Here is a 13100-nt window from a genome sequence, read left to right on the forward strand (position 1 = left end):
ACGTGGCCGACGTGCTCCGTGGCCCGATCGGCTGGAAGCACCGGGCCTGGGCCGTCGCGGGGGTCACCTTCGTCGCCCTCGTGGCCGCGGCTGCGTTTCGCTCGAGCACCGGCGTCCTGATCCAGCCCGTGTCCGACGAGTTCGGCTGGTCGATCGCGACCGTGTCGGTCGCGGTCACGATCAACCTCATGCTCTACGGCCTCGTGGCGCCGTTCGCTGCGGCGCTCATGGAGAAGTGGGGCATCCGACGGGTCGTCGCGGCTGCCCTCTGCATGCTCGCGGCCGGCATGGCGCTGTCGACCCTCGTCACGGCGCCGTGGCAGCTCATGCTCACCTGGGGCCTGATGATGGGCCTCGGCGCCGGGTCGATGGCCCTGGTGTTCGGCGCCGTGGTCGCTCAGCGCTGGTTCGTGGCCCGCCGCGGGCTCGTGACCGGCATCTTCTCCGCAGCGTCGGCGACCGGGCAGCTCCTGTTCCTCCCCACCATCGCGCAGCTCTCGACGAACCAGGGCTGGCGCGCGGCGTCGTTCCTGCTCGCGGGGATCGCGCTGCTCGCCGTGCCGGTCGTGCTGCTCGTCCTCCGGGACCGGCCCTCCGACGTCGGGCTCCTCCCGTACGGCGCTCCCACGGGCTGGACCGAGGACGTCGTCGACAACGGCGGACGCGGGGCGGCGGCGATCGCCGTGCTCCGGCTGCGCGAGGCCTCGAGGACCCGCGCCTTCTGGCTGCTCGCCTTCGCGTTCTTCGTGTGCGGCTGGTCGACCAACGGCCTGGTCGGCACCCACTTCGTGCCGGCGGCGCACGACCACGGGATGCCCGCGACGACCGCGGCAGGGCTGCTCGCCCTCATCGGGGTCTTCGACCTCGTCGGCACGATCGGGTCGGGCTGGCTCACCGACCGGTACGACCCCCGCAAGCTCCTGCTCGTCTACTACGCGGGCCGCGGGCTCTCGCTGCTGATCGTGCACCTGCTCTGGGCGCCGACCGTGCAGCCGCCGATGTTCTTCTTCGTCGTCCTCTATGGCCTCGACTGGGTCGCGACCGTGCCGCCGACCGTGGCGCTGTGCCGCGAGTGCTTCGGCGGTGCGCGGGCGGGAGTCGTCTTCGGCTGGGTGTTCGCCTGGCACATGGTCGGCGCAGGGATCTCCGCCGTGGTGTCCGGCGTGATCCGGGAGGCCACCGGCTCCTACGACTGGGCCTGGTGGTCGGCCGGCGCGCTCTGCCTGATGGCGGCGTGGGCGTCGTACGCCGTGCCTCGCGGCGACGTTCTGCGCGTGCCCGACCCGGCCCCCGCGCCGCAGCTCACCCCGCGCTGACTCAGGCCTCGGCGCCGACGAGCTCGCGCGTCCGCGTCGGCTCGGGCCGCGCGTCGGCTCCGCGACGGCGGGCCATCTCGACGCCGGTGATCACGAAGTTGGTGCTGAGCGTCATGATCGCGGCGACGAGCACCGGAACGTCGAGGGTGAGGACGGCGAACGCCAGCCAGCACAGCTGCGACACGACCTTGAGCAGCTGCGAGGTCAGCGAGATCGCCGACGGACCCATGCCGCGGCGCAGCCACACCGTCTCGAACACCTGCGGCCACATACCGGTGAGGCCGATGGCGAGGGCGAAGAAGCCGGCCACCTCGGGCTCGAGCAGCGTCGACACGAGCACCATCGCTACGGTCGTGAGGGCGAGTCCGACCGCGCGCACCGCACGGCTCCAGGCCGCCGGCACGAGCAGCACGATCGCGACCGCGCCGCTCACGAGCAGGATGTTGCCCGGGATCTGCGGCATCGAGCCCGTGCGCACGCCGTACGCGATCCAGGTCGTGCAGGACACGACCGTGATCGCCCAGGTCCACGGGGACACACCGCCCATGTGCGGGTGGCGCACGATCCGGAGGATCTGCGGGATGACCATGGCGACGCCGATGGCGGAGCCGAGGTAGGCGAGGGCGGTGCCGAGGTCTGCGGGGCTCACGTGGGGACTTCCTGCTTCTGTATGGATACAGTCTGGAACGATACAGGACGAACAAGGGATCGGTCGATCCGTATTCCCGGTCGAGAGGAGAGCGTGAGGTGGCAGCCGAGCGGCCCACGCTGGACACCGTCGCGCAGGCGGCCGGTGTCTCGCGGATGACCGTGTCGAACGCCTACAACCGGCCCGACCAGCTCTCGGCCGCCACCCGGGCGCGCGTGCTCGCCGTCGCCGCCGAGCTCGGGTACGGCGGCCCCGATCCTGCCGGCCGCTCCTTGCGCCGCGGCAGCACGGGCACGATCGGCATCGTCCTCACCGAGAGCCTGTCGTACGCCTTCACCGACCCGGGCCTGGTCGCCTTCCTCCGCGGCATCGCCGACGTCCTGTCCCCCGCAGGAAGGGCGATGCTGCTCGTGCCCACGCACGCCGGCGGCGCGGAGGACCTCGTCCGCTCCGCCCTGGTCGACGCGTTCGTCGTCTGCTCGCTCGGCGACGACGACCCGGTCGTCGCGGCCGTGCGCAGCCGCGGGCTGCCCCTCGTCACCATGGGCTCGCCACGGCTCAAGGGCGTGCCGTTCCTCGGCATCGACAACGCGGCAGCCTCAGGGCTCGCCGCCGACCACCTCGTCGCGCTCGGGCACCGGCGGCTCGCCGTCGTCGGCGTGCCCACCACCATGACGCTCGACCCCGACGGTCCGGCGGTCCCGTCGCGCGGTGGCTTCCGCCGACGCGTCGAGGGGTTCGTGGCGGCCGCGTCGAGGCACGGCGTCGACCCGGCATCGATCACGGTGGTCGAGGCGCGCAACAACTCCACCGACGCCGGGCGAGAGGCCGCGGCCGCGCTCATGACCGGGCGGCGGCGCCCCACCGGGATCTTCGCGGTGAGCGATGCGCTCGCCCTCGGGGTGCTGGGTGCCGCTGCGGACGCCGACCTGCACGTGCCGGGCGACGTCTCGGTCGTCGGGTTCGATGGGATCGACGAGGCCGGCTACAGCCGGCCGCCGCTCACGACCGTCGCGCAGGATCTGCGCGCCCAGGGGCGCCTCGCGGGCACCGCCGCGCTCACCCTGCTCGAGGGCAGTCCGGTACAGATTCCGAGGACCGTGCCCGAGCTCGTGGTGCGGGCGAGCACCGCTCCCCCGCGTCGCTGATCAGCCCTGCAGCAGCTCGGGGTCGGACAGCCCGTCGTCCTCGCGTGCGGGCTGGGCCCGGAGTGCGGCGGAGCGGTCGAGCACGCCGTCGGCGACGAACGAGGCCACGACTCCCGCGCCGCACAGGATGCACAGCGCGATGGAGATGACCCCCAGCACCGGGGTCCCGGCGAGGAGCACATCGGTGATCGCGCTGCGCGAGCTCCGGATGATCTCGCCCGTCTCCGGGTCGATGTCCGGGATGTCGGAGATCGCGTTGAAGGTCGTCGCCGAGAGCACGGCGAAGGCGAGGATCCCGAGGAGGCCGAACACCACGGCTGCGAGGACGAGACGACGACGAAGACCTGACATGTGGCACCCCCCGGTGCCGGCGGTCCCTCCGCCGACGCCCCGACCGTAGTGCAGGTGGGGTGCCGGATGCCTCAGCGACGCTCAGCGGCTGGTGGGCACGACCGAGAGGCGCACAGGGCCGGCGCTGTTGCGCACGAAGACCTGCCCCGCGGGGGTCACGAGGCGCTTCCACCCCGTGGTGGTGCCGGTCTCGATGCGGGCACCGGGATGGGTGAGGAAGCCGAGCAGCCGCGCGGCATGCAGAGCGCGCATCGGCACGCCGCCCCAGCCTGCGGCGTCCCACGCGGCCTCGGCCACGAGCTCGGCGTGGAACGAGCCGTTGCTCGGCACCGCGGCGCGGAACGCGGCGACCGCGGCGTCCACCTTGGGCGTCACGTCGCCGGCCATGCCGCGCTCGCCCGGGCTCCACGGCGTACGCGGTGGCAGCACCGCGAGCGACGCCGATCCGGTGACGGGGTCGGGGATGACGACGTCGGTCTCCGGCGCCAGCCGGGCGACGTCGCCGATCACGTCGCGCAGACGTCCGGCCGACACCGTGGTGTCGATCGAGTCCTCGACCGGGTGCACCAGGGGCAGCGCGACGAGGACGAGCACGTCCATCGGGCTCGGGCCGTAGACGCCGACGACGCCCCCGCGCGCCTGCAGCCGGACGGCTGAGCGCTCGTCCCACGAGACGAGACGGCCGAGGTACGCCGCGAGGTACGCGACCTCGTCCTTGGCCAGCCTGAGCGTCGTCACGGGGGCAACCCTGTCAGGAAGCCGGACCGTCCGCGAACTGTGCGAGGTAGCCGCGCAACGAGTCGTCGAGCGGGGCGGGCCGCATGCTCCCGTTGTCGACCTGCACGAGCACGGACCGCCCGACGGCGTAGACCGTGTCGCCCTCGGGCTCGCGGATCTCGTGGACGAACGTGTACGACGTCGTGCCGATGCGCTCGACCCAGGTGTCGACGGCGATCGGCTCGTCCCGGTGGTTGAGCACCGCGCGGTAGTCGAGCTCGAGCCGGGCCACCACGGTGTCCTGCTGCGGATGCCGGAGCCCGCCCCGCCACCGCAGGATGATCTCCATGCGGGCCTCCTGCAGGTACGTCGCGTAGACGACGTTGTTCACATGGCCGAGCCAGTCGAGGTCGGCCGTGCGGGTCTGCAGCAGGTAGCGGTGGCGGGCCACGGGCGCGTCAGTCGCGGGTGAGCTTGCGGTACGTCGCACGGTGCGGGCGGGCCGCCTCGGCGCCGAGCCGCTCGATCTTGTTCTTCTCGTAGGAGTCGAAGTTGCCCTCGAACCAGAACCACTGCGAGTCGCCCTCGTAGGCGAGGATGTGCGTCGCCACGCGGTCGAGGAACCAGCGGTCGTGGGAGGTGATCACGGCGCAGCCGGGGAACTCGAGCAGCGCGTTCTCCAGCGAGCCGAGGGTCTCGACGTCGAGGTCGTTGGTGGGCTCGTCGAGCAGGATCAGGTTGCCGCCGATCTTCAGCGTGAGCGCGAGGTTGAGCCGGTTGCGCTCGCCGCCCGACAGCACGCCGGCCTTCTTCTGCTGGTCCTGGCCCTTGAAGCCGAACGCCGAGATGTAGGCGCGGCTCGGCATCTCGACCTGGCCGACCTTCATCCAGTCGAGGCCGTCGGACACGACCTCCCACACGTTCTTCTGCGGGTCGATGCCCCCGCGGTTCTGGTCGACGTACGAGAGCTTGACGGTCTCGCCGATGCGCAGGTCGCCGGAGTCGGGCAGCACGGACTTGTCGTCGCTGCCGCCCTCGGCCTCCGCCACGATCATCTTGAACAGGGTCGTCTTGCCGACGCCGTTCGGGCCGATGACGCCGACGATGCCGTTGCGCGGCAGCGTGAACGACAGGTCGTCGATGAGGAGCTTGTCGTCGAAGCCCTTGGTGAGGCCCTTGGCCTCGACCACGATGCTGCCGAGGCGCGGGCCCGGCGGGATCTGGATCTCGTCGAAGTCGAGCTTGCGGGTCTTGTCGGCCTCGGCCGCCATCTCCTCGTACCGCTCGAGGCGGCTGCGGCTCTTGGTCTGGCGGGCCTTGGCGTTGGAGCGCACCCACTCGAGCTCGTCGGAGAGGCGCTTCTTCAGCTTCGCGTCCTTGGCGCCCTCGACCTTGAGGCGCTCCTGCTTCTTCTCGAGGTACGTCGAGTAGTTGCCCTCGTAGGGGAAGGCACGACCGCGGTCGAGCTCGAGGATCCACTGCGCCACGTTGTCGAGGAAGTACCGGTCGTGCGTGATCGCGACGATGGTGCCGGGGTACTTCTCGAGGTGCTGCTCGAGCCACTGCACCGACTCGGCGTCGAGGTGGTTGGTGGGCTCGTCGAGGAGCAGGAGGTCGGGCTGCTGCAGCAGCAGCTTGCAGAGGGCGACGCGCCGCTTCTCACCGCCGGAGAGCACCGAGACGTCGGCGTCCGGCGGCGGGCAGCGCAGGGCGTCCATCGCCTGCTCGAGCTGGGAGTCGAGGTCCCACGCGTTGAGGTGGTCGATCTCCTCCTGCAGGGTGCCCATCTCGGCGAGGAGCTTGTCGTAGTCGGCGTCGGGGTCGCCCAGCTCGACCGAGATCTCGTTGAACCGGTCGACCTTCGCCTTGGTCTCGGCGACGCCGTCCAGGACGTTGTCCCAGACGTTCTTGGTCTCGTCGAGTCCGGGCTCCTGCGCGAGCATGCCCACGGTGTAGCCGGGGCTGAGGATCGCGTCGCCGTTCGACGTGTGGTCGACGCCGGCCATGATCTTGAGGAGCGAGGACTTGCCGGCGCCGTTCGGGCCGACGACGCCGATCTTGGCGCCGGGCAGGAACGAGAGGGTGACGTCGTCGAGGACGACCTTGTCGCCGTGCGCCTTGCGAGCCTTGCGCAGGGTGTAGATGAACTCAGCCATGGGCCGACAGCCTACGGGAGCGGGAGGCCATGGCCTCGCCAGCCCACCTGGGCCGGAGGCCCGGTGGAGGCACCTCGTCCCCGCCGGGCCTCCGCCCGGTCAGGCGGCGGCGCCTGAGTGCTCGACCACGACGGTCTCGGGCTCGGCTACGCCGGACGTACCGGCGACGTCCGCCGTCTGCGGGCCGCGTGGCGCCCGCTCGAACCGGGCTCGCCCCCACGACAGGTCGTGCCCGATGGCATCGGCCTCGACCTCGACCACGGTGTGGCTCTGCCCGTCCTTCTCGTACTCCCGCTGGCGGAGCCGGCCGACCACGAGCACGGGCTGGCCGAGCGCCAGCGAGTCGGCCACGTGCTCGGCGAGCCGTCGCCACGCCGAGACCTGGAGGTAGACCGTGCGGCTGCGCCACTGCCCCGACTTCTTGTCGAACCAGTCGTCGTTCACTGCCATCCGGAAGTTGGCCACGGCGCCGCCCGCGGTCGCCCGCAGGGTGACGTTGCTCGTGAGGTTGCCGGCCAGGGTGAGGGTGGAGCGCACGGTGACCTCCGTGTGCCGGGGCCGCCCGCTGCGACCCGCCTGCGGCCGACGATGGCCCCGCTCCTCCCCCGCCGCCGGCCGCGGGCGCGAGCGCCTGTGGACGACGCACCGCGCGGCCGTGCCTGGGGAACGACGACGTGTCCCGGGCACGGCACAATGTGTGCGGGCCGCAGGGCCCAGGCGCCCGTAGCTCAATGGATAGAGCAGCCGGTTTCTACCCGGCTGGTTGGGGGTTCGAGTCCCTCCGGGCGCGCCGGCCACCGGTCAGCTGCCCTCACCGAGTGCTGACCCTCGGCGCTGCGCCCACCGCTCGGCCTAGACGGCGTCCGGGTGGGAGCTGGCCGGGTCCAGCCGCACCGCGCCTGCGCCGTGCCCGAGGCGTTCGCGAAGCACCGCGCGATCGCCGGTGGCCGGCTCGGTGGTCGCGAGGAAGTCGAGCAGGGCGCGGGCGAAGCGCTCCGGCTCGTCCTGGTGGGGGAAGTGCCCGGACTGCTCGAACAGCTCGAGCCGGCTGCCGGCGATCCACTCGTGCGCGGCGTACGCGTGCGACACCGGGATGAGGCCGTCCTTCGCGCCCCAGACGATCAGCGTCGGCCGCCCGGTGCTCAGGTAGAGGCGGTCACTGGCGCTGATCCGCTGGCCGCCCGGGTCGATGACGCTGCGCACGGTGTGGACGAACGCCGTGCGGGCCGGAAGGTCGGCGAGGGACGCGTAGCCGCGCGCCGCCTCGAGCACGGACGGCGACGGCCGCACGGGGGACCATCGGAGCAGGCGTCCGACCGACGCGGCGGCGACGGCGATCCGATGGTGCGCGATCACGGGGAGCACGAGCTCCGCGCCCGGGAGCGACGCCGCGCGCAGCACCCAGCTGACCTCGCGCCCGAGCCCGCCGCTGGCGACGAGGCCGAGGCGCTCGGTGTACTCGGGGAACTGGTAGGCGAACTGCATCGCCACGCCGCCCCCCAGCGAGTGGCCGACGACCGTCGCACTCGAGTGCCCGAGCTTCTCGAGCAGATCTCGCAGCCCTGCGGCGAAGGCACCGAGCGAGTAGTCGCCCCGCGGCTTGTCAGACTCCCCGTGCCCCAGGAGATCCGGGGCGATCACGTGCGCCTCGCGCGACAGCGCGGACATGACGGGATCCCACGTCGCGCTGCTGCTCGTGAGGCCGTGCACGAGGACCAGCACCGGAAGGTCCGGGTCGCCCGCGACCCTGTAGGCGGTGCGATGACCGTGCAGCAGGGTCTCGGTGCGCCGCACCTCGGAGCCACCGACGTCAGCCATGCCCCCACCCTGCCACCCCGGGATCGTCGATGAGACCCGGGCGGTCACACCGCTGCGGGCACTCCCTCACGCGCCCGCAGCGCGCGCTCGCGCACCCGGGCGATGTCGGCGTCGGTGTAGGCGCCGTTCACACCGGAGATCACGGCGAGCTGCATGCCGTGCTTGAGGCCGAGCTTGTAGATCTCCTTGACCTTCTCCCACTCGATCTCGCGCCCGACGGTGAAGGTCTCGTAGCGGCCCTCGAGCGCCAGTACGACGGTCTCGGCCAGGCAGGCGTACGCGACCCCCGGGGGCAGTCCGATGCTGCGCATCCGGACGTCGCCGGGCAGCTCGATCTCGCCGGACTCGATCACGAGCACGTCGGGTCGCTTCGCGACGTCCTCGGCCGACAGGTCGAGCGGGCGTGCGACGTCGGTGATCACGCAGCCGGGCTTGACCTTCATGATGTCGAGCACCCGCTTGCCCGCCCCCGAGGTCGCCGTGACCACGAGATCGACATCCGGCAGGTGCCTCTCGGCGGTCGCGGCGATGTGGATGGTCGCGCGGTGGTCGGAGCGCTCGATGTCGTGCTTGAGCGCCAGGAGCTTGGCCGACTCCGGCGAGACCAGCCACAGCTCATCGCACGACAGCGCGAGCAGTCGGGCGCAGACCGAGCCGATCGAGCCGGTCGCCCCCACCACCATGGCGTGTGCGAGGAGTCGACCGTCGGCGTCCCGCTCCACGAGGCCGAGCCGCACCACTGCGTCGTGCGCGGCCCACAGCGCGCCCGCCGCGCTGTAGCTGTTGCCCGTCGTGACCGGCAGGGGTGCCTGTCGAGCGACGGTGACTCCGGCGTCGCCCACCACCTTGGTGAACGCGCCGAGACCCATCACCTGCGCCCCGTGCTTGCGGGCGGTCTCGGCGGCTGCGAGCAGCCGCCCGTAGGTGAACTCCGGGCTGTGGGCCATCAGCTCCCTCGGCGTGCCGCCGACCGAGATGAGCCAGCCCTCCGCCTCAGCCCCCGTGGGTGACTTGATCCCCGTGACGTGGCCGTAGGTGAACGGTGGGAGGTACGCCACCGCCTTCTCCACCACGTCGAGCACCACCGGCGGCGCATGCCGGACGACGGTCGCCAGCGGCTCGACGTTGCGGAAGAAGTCCTGGGACAGCGGATGGATCACGAAGGCGAAGCGACTCTTGCGACGAGGGCCGTTGGGTGAGAGAACCCGTGGCGCCAGGCCGGCGGCCACGATCCGGTCGAGCAGGTCATCCTCGCTCAGGCTGCCCTCCGCCGTCGACGTGGCGATCATCAGCGCCTCGAGGACGGCAGCCGTCACGGTGAACGAGAAGGGCTGCGGTGTCGAGTCGATGACCATGTCGACGTCGCGGGCCGCGAGGTCGGCCAGCCGGTGGTCGGACACGGCCGAGGTCACGACGGTCTTGCCCGCGAGGTCGGCGAGGCGGACGGCGGCCAGCTCGTCGAAGGTCGCCACGATGACATCGCAGCTGCGAGCGCTCCGGCGCGCCGCGTCGGTGCTCAAGTACTGCCCCGGCGCGAGCGCGCGGGACGCCAGGCCCTCGGGAACGGACCCGCCCAGGACGGCGAGCAGCGACGCCGCCGGCGCCAGGAGCGGCGTCGCCCTCAGGCGGCCGTCGACGTCGAGCCGGCGCAGCAGGTCGGCGTAGACGATGTTGGACGTGTGCTCGCGCAGGACCTGCACCGCGCGCTCGTGATTCGCCCCGCCGAGCACCACGGTGCGGGCATTGGTGAAGTACCCGGGCATCTCGGCTTGGACATGACGCACCGCCCAGTCCTGCAGTACGCCGTGCAGCTGCCGGCCGTCCGTCACGGGCACGCCGCCCGCTGCACCGCGCAGGCGCTCCACGACCTCGGGTGCGCCGTCACGCCGTCCGCCGCCCCGGCCCTCCCAGATGCCGGTCACCGCGATGGCGGCCGCCTCCGGCGCCCACTTGGCGACCAGCGACTCGGCGGCCGCCTCGTCGCCGTCCGTGCCCAGGCGGACGATCCGGAACGCGCGATCCAGGAAGCGCACGTGCTGGTCGTAGTCCTCGTCGGACCCGGCGAGGCTCACCACCAGCACCAGCTGGACGGCCGGCTCGGTCATCGTTGCGGCTCCTCGCTGCTCGGGGGTCGGTGCGGTGGACGGCGACGTCGAGGCTGGGCGCTCACACCATCGCCGCCGAGCCCACCTCGGGATGGTCCGCCATGAAGTCCAGGAGCGTGTCCGCATAGTCGGCGAACGCCGGGCACCGCACGCCCGTCCCCTGGAGGTCGCGCTCCGTGGCTGTGGTGGAGTACGTCGTACTCGAGGCGAAGTAGTCCAGGCCCTCGGCGGGGATCCCCAGGAGCCGCTCGAGACCGGGAATGCCGCCCAGCAGGGTGCGGGCGAGCCTCAGAGGCAGCGGCACCCAGACCACGCGCTTGCCCAGGTGGTGGGCGAACGTGTCGACGAGCGTGCGCACCGTGGGTGGGTGTGGGTCGGTCAACGCGTACGTGCGCCCCAGCGAGCAGTCCAGGACCGACAGCTCGTCCATCGCTCGGATCACGAAGTCGCGCGGCACCAGGGAGATGCGCACCCTGTCGGCGTCGCCGACTGCCGGCACCACAGCGATCGGACCCTGCCGCCGCAGGAAGGACGCCAGGAAGTAAGGACCGTCGTACTTCTGGGTCGCGCCCGAGACGGAGTCGCCCACGACGATGCCCGGTCGGTAGATCGTGGCGGGGAGGCCTCCTGCCATCGCCTTGCGCACGAGCATCTCGGCGTCGAACTTGGTCGCCTCGTAGTGATTGAGGAACGACTGGCCCTCATCGAGGGAGTCCTCGGCGAACACCCCGTCGTACCGGCCGCTCACGTAGCACGTGCTGACGTACTGGAGACGTGACAGACCGCGGAGCGCGGCGCAGACCTCGAGCACGCGGGCGGTGCCCTCCACGTTGACCCTGCGTGCCAGCTGCTCCCCGACGGTCAGGTCGTAGACGGCGGCCAGGTGCCATACCTCGCTGACGTCAGCGAGGCCTGCTCGGTCGTCCGCCCGGAGCCCGAGCCACGGCTCGGTGATGTCGCCCTCGACGACGACGACCCGGCCGGCCAGGTCCGGCTCGGACGCGACGAGCTCATCCACCCGGTGGCGGGCCGTGGTCAGATGCTGGGCCTGGACGACGCAGAGGGCGCGAGCGCCGTCGCGTCGCGCGAGCAGCCGCGGGAGCAGGGCGGAGGCCAGGAATCCCGGGAAACCGGTCACGAGGATGTCGGACATGCTCATCGCCTTCTCACGGGCGCGGTCCCCCACCGAGAGCGGCAGGCCGGACCGTGGCCCGGCCTTCATTCTCACGCGGGTTCGACGCGGTGTCGCGCGTCCTGCCGACGGTGAGACCGACGACACCCGGCGATCAGCCATCTGCCTCCCCCCGACGTCGATGGCCCCGCTACGCACGGCTTCGCCCCGGCACCCGTCCCGTGCGGTTGCGGCGACCGGCCGGCTCTGGATACGGCGGAGAGCCTGCACTCGGCGCGGCACGGTGGCCCTTCCTGCCGAGGCGGTTCGCCTCGGAGCGCCGGGCCGGGTCGCGTCCCACCCCGTGGTCCGTGATTCCTCCTCGACCGGGGGCCCGCAGCCGCAGGCATCCGGGTGGAACCCGGCCCCCGTACGGCCGCACCCAGGTGTCGCGAATCGATCGCGTCGACCCTGACGGAGCGGATCGAGGGGTCAGCCGACGACGCGGTCGCGGACGGCGACGGCGAGGCCGGGGGCGAGCGGCAGCGGCGGCAGGAGCGCGATCTGCAGGGCGTGGTAGACGTCCGGACGGCCGGTCCAGGTGAGCGCCAGCGGCTCGTTGGCGGGCGACACCTCGTGCCGCCAGCCCCCGCCGCCCGCGAGGTCGGCGAAGTGCTCGACCGCGAAGTCCCAGACCTCGGCGTACCACTGCTCCCAGCGGGGGTCGCCGGTGGCGCGGTGCAGCGCCCACGCCGCGCCGATCGCCTCGCAGGCCACCCAGTGGAAGCGCTCGCGCACCACAGGGACACCGTCCTGGTCGGTCGTGTAGACGAAGCCGCCGCGCTCGACGTCCCAGGCGTCGGCCCGCGCCGTCTCCACCAGACCCACGGCCGCGTCGTCCAGCCAGGCCGGCGCCTCCGGGTCCGCAGCACGCAGGGCCAGGAGGAGGCGCGCCCACTCGAACGCGTGGCCCGGCGTCGCGCCGTACGGGCGGAAGGGGTGGCGCGGCTGGTCGAGGTTGTAGTCGGGCAGCGGTTGCCACGCGGTGTCGAAGTGCTCCGGGATGCGCCAGGAGCTCTCCCGCGCTGCCGTCATCATCCGCACGCACACGTCGGTCGCGCGCCGGCGCCACTGCGGGTCGCCGGTCGCGTCGGACGCGGCGAGGAACACCTCCACCAGGTGCATCGAGGCGTTGCCGCCGCGGTACTCCTCGCGGTCGCCCCAGGCGACGTCGTACGACTCGTACGGCATGCGCATCTCGTCGTCCCAGAAGTGCTCGAGCACCACTGCGAGCGCCTCGTCGAGCAGCTCGCGCGCTCCGGGACGGCCCGCGACGAGCGCGCTCGAGGCGGCCAGGACGACGAACGCGTGGCCGTACGCCTCCTTGCGCCCCTGGCCCCGGGCATCCGCGTCGGCGAACCATCCGCCGTGCACCTCGTCGCGGTACGTCGTGCGCAGCGCCTCGAGACCGCGGTCGACGGCCTCGGCGCACCCGGCGCGACCCCGAAGCGCGCCGAGGGCGAGGCAGTGGATCATCCGGCAGCCGATCCACAGCGGTCGCCCCTTTGCGGGGTCGAGGCTGCCGTCGTCGGCACGCCACCCGAACCCGCCGTCGGACCGTTCGGATCCGAGCGCCCAGTCGAGCAGGCGGTCGGCCTCACGGTCGAGCCAGGCGACGTGCTCGGCACCCTCCGGCGTCGCGACGTCGAACAGGCTCATGCGGACCTCC

At 72.3% G+C, this 13100-nt stretch carries 12 protein-coding genes and 1 tRNA gene; 3 read left to right on the forward strand and 10 right to left on the reverse strand.

Going from position 1 to position 13100, the window contains the following annotated elements; genetic code table 11:
• Positions 1–2 precede the first annotated feature (2 nt).
• Positions 3–1316, forward strand: coding sequence for an MFS transporter (locus ACFQGU_RS14745; RefSeq protein WP_386767947.1), 1314 nt, complete (start codon positions 3–5; stop codon positions 1314–1316).
• Position 1317: 1 nt separating this feature from the next.
• On the opposite strand, the gene ACFQGU_RS14750 is transcribed toward ACFQGU_RS14745, so the two are convergent.
• Entirely contained in the window at positions 1318–1965 is a 648-nt protein-coding gene (locus ACFQGU_RS14750) for a PQ-loop domain-containing transporter (protein WP_386767949.1), read from the reverse strand.
• A gap of 98 nt (positions 1966–2063) precedes the next feature.
• Between ACFQGU_RS14750 and ACFQGU_RS14755 the strand changes: the two genes are divergently transcribed.
• Positions 2064–3113 carry a LacI family DNA-binding transcriptional regulator gene (locus tag ACFQGU_RS14755; protein ID WP_386767951.1) on the forward strand — a complete coding sequence of 350 codons (1050 nt, stop codon included), beginning with the start codon at positions 2064–2066 and terminating at the stop codon, positions 3111–3113.
• Here the strand turns inward: ACFQGU_RS14755 and ACFQGU_RS14760 are convergent, their stop codons facing one another.
• From ACFQGU_RS14760 to ssb, 5 genes are all read right to left on the reverse strand, one after another.
• Positions 3114–3464 (reverse strand): hypothetical protein, encoded by a 351-nt coding sequence (locus tag ACFQGU_RS14760; protein WP_386767953.1) that lies wholly within the window; start codon positions 3462–3464, stop codon positions 3114–3116. It lies immediately after the preceding gene.
• Positions 3465–3545: 81 nt separating this feature from the next.
• On the reverse strand, positions 3546–4202 hold the full coding sequence (locus ACFQGU_RS14765) for a hypothetical protein (RefSeq protein ID WP_386767955.1): 657 nt from the start codon (positions 4200–4202) through the stop codon (positions 3546–3548).
• A gap of 13 nt (positions 4203–4215) precedes the next feature.
• Entirely contained in the window at positions 4216–4632 is a 417-nt protein-coding gene (locus ACFQGU_RS14770; protein ID WP_386767957.1) for an acyl-CoA thioesterase, read from the reverse strand.
• Between the two features lie 7 nt (positions 4633–4639).
• A complete protein-coding gene (ettA, locus tag ACFQGU_RS14775; protein ID WP_386767958.1) occupies positions 4640–6337 on the reverse strand; it encodes an energy-dependent translational throttle protein EttA in 1698 nt (565 codons plus the stop codon).
• A gap of 99 nt (positions 6338–6436) precedes the next feature.
• Complete coding sequence (gene ssb / locus ACFQGU_RS14780; RefSeq protein WP_386767960.1) at positions 6437–6874, reverse strand: single-stranded DNA-binding protein; 438 nt, start codon at positions 6872–6874, stop codon at positions 6437–6439.
• Positions 6875–7054: 180 nt separating this feature from the next.
• Here ssb and ACFQGU_RS14785 point away from each other — a divergent pair.
• Positions 7055–7127, forward strand: a tRNA-Arg gene (locus tag ACFQGU_RS14785).
• A 62-nt stretch (positions 7128–7189) separates the two neighbouring features.
• On the opposite strand, the gene ACFQGU_RS14790 is transcribed toward ACFQGU_RS14785, so the two are convergent.
• The 4 genes from ACFQGU_RS14790 to ACFQGU_RS14805 all read right to left on the reverse strand — a co-directional run bounded on the left by ACFQGU_RS14790 (position 7190) and on the right by ACFQGU_RS14805 (position 13090).
• Positions 7190–8155, reverse strand: coding sequence for an alpha/beta fold hydrolase (locus ACFQGU_RS14790; protein WP_386767962.1), 966 nt, complete (start codon positions 8153–8155; stop codon positions 7190–7192).
• A 44-nt stretch (positions 8156–8199) separates the two neighbouring features.
• Positions 8200–10260, reverse strand: a complete 2061-nt coding sequence (locus tag ACFQGU_RS14795; RefSeq protein ID WP_386767964.1) for a dehydrogenase — start codon at positions 10258–10260, stop codon at positions 8200–8202.
• 61 nt (positions 10261–10321) lie between these two features.
• A complete protein-coding gene (locus tag ACFQGU_RS14800; protein ID WP_386767966.1) occupies positions 10322–11413 on the reverse strand; it encodes an SDR family oxidoreductase in 1092 nt (363 codons plus the stop codon).
• 450 nt (positions 11414–11863) lie between these two features.
• Entirely contained in the window at positions 11864–13090 is a 1227-nt protein-coding gene (locus ACFQGU_RS14805) for an AGE family epimerase/isomerase (RefSeq protein ID WP_386767968.1), read from the reverse strand.
• Positions 13091–13100 lie beyond the last annotated feature (10 nt).

The organism is Longivirga aurantiaca, assembly GCF_042660085.1.
GTDB classification, from domain to species: Bacteria; Actinomycetota; Actinomycetes; order S36-B12; family CAIYMF01; genus Longivirga; species Longivirga aurantiaca.

Bases quoted from the DNA above. Each gene is read 5' to 3' on its own strand.
- ACFQGU_RS14760 (WP_386767953.1), bottom strand. From the start codon at position 3,464: ATGTCAGGTCTTCGTCGTCGTCTCGTCCTCGCAGCCGTGGTGTTCGGC.
- ettA (WP_386767958.1), bottom strand. From the start codon at position 6,337: ATGGCTGAGTTCATCTACACCCTGCGCAAGGCTCGCAAGGCGCACGGC.
- ACFQGU_RS14790 (WP_386767962.1), bottom strand. From the start codon at position 8,155: ATGGCTGACGTCGGTGGCTCCGAGGTGCGGCGCACCGAGACCCTGCTG.
- ACFQGU_RS14795 (WP_386767964.1), bottom strand. From the start codon at position 10,260: ATGACCGAGCCGGCCGTCCAGCTGGTGCTGGTGGTGAGCCTCGCCGGG.
- ACFQGU_RS14800 (WP_386767966.1), bottom strand. From the start codon at position 11,413: ATGTCCGACATCCTCGTGACCGGTTTCCCGGGATTCCTGGCCTCCGCC.
- ACFQGU_RS14805 (WP_386767968.1), bottom strand. From the start codon at position 13,090: ATGAGCCTGTTCGACGTCGCGACGCCGGAGGGTGCCGAGCACGTCGCC.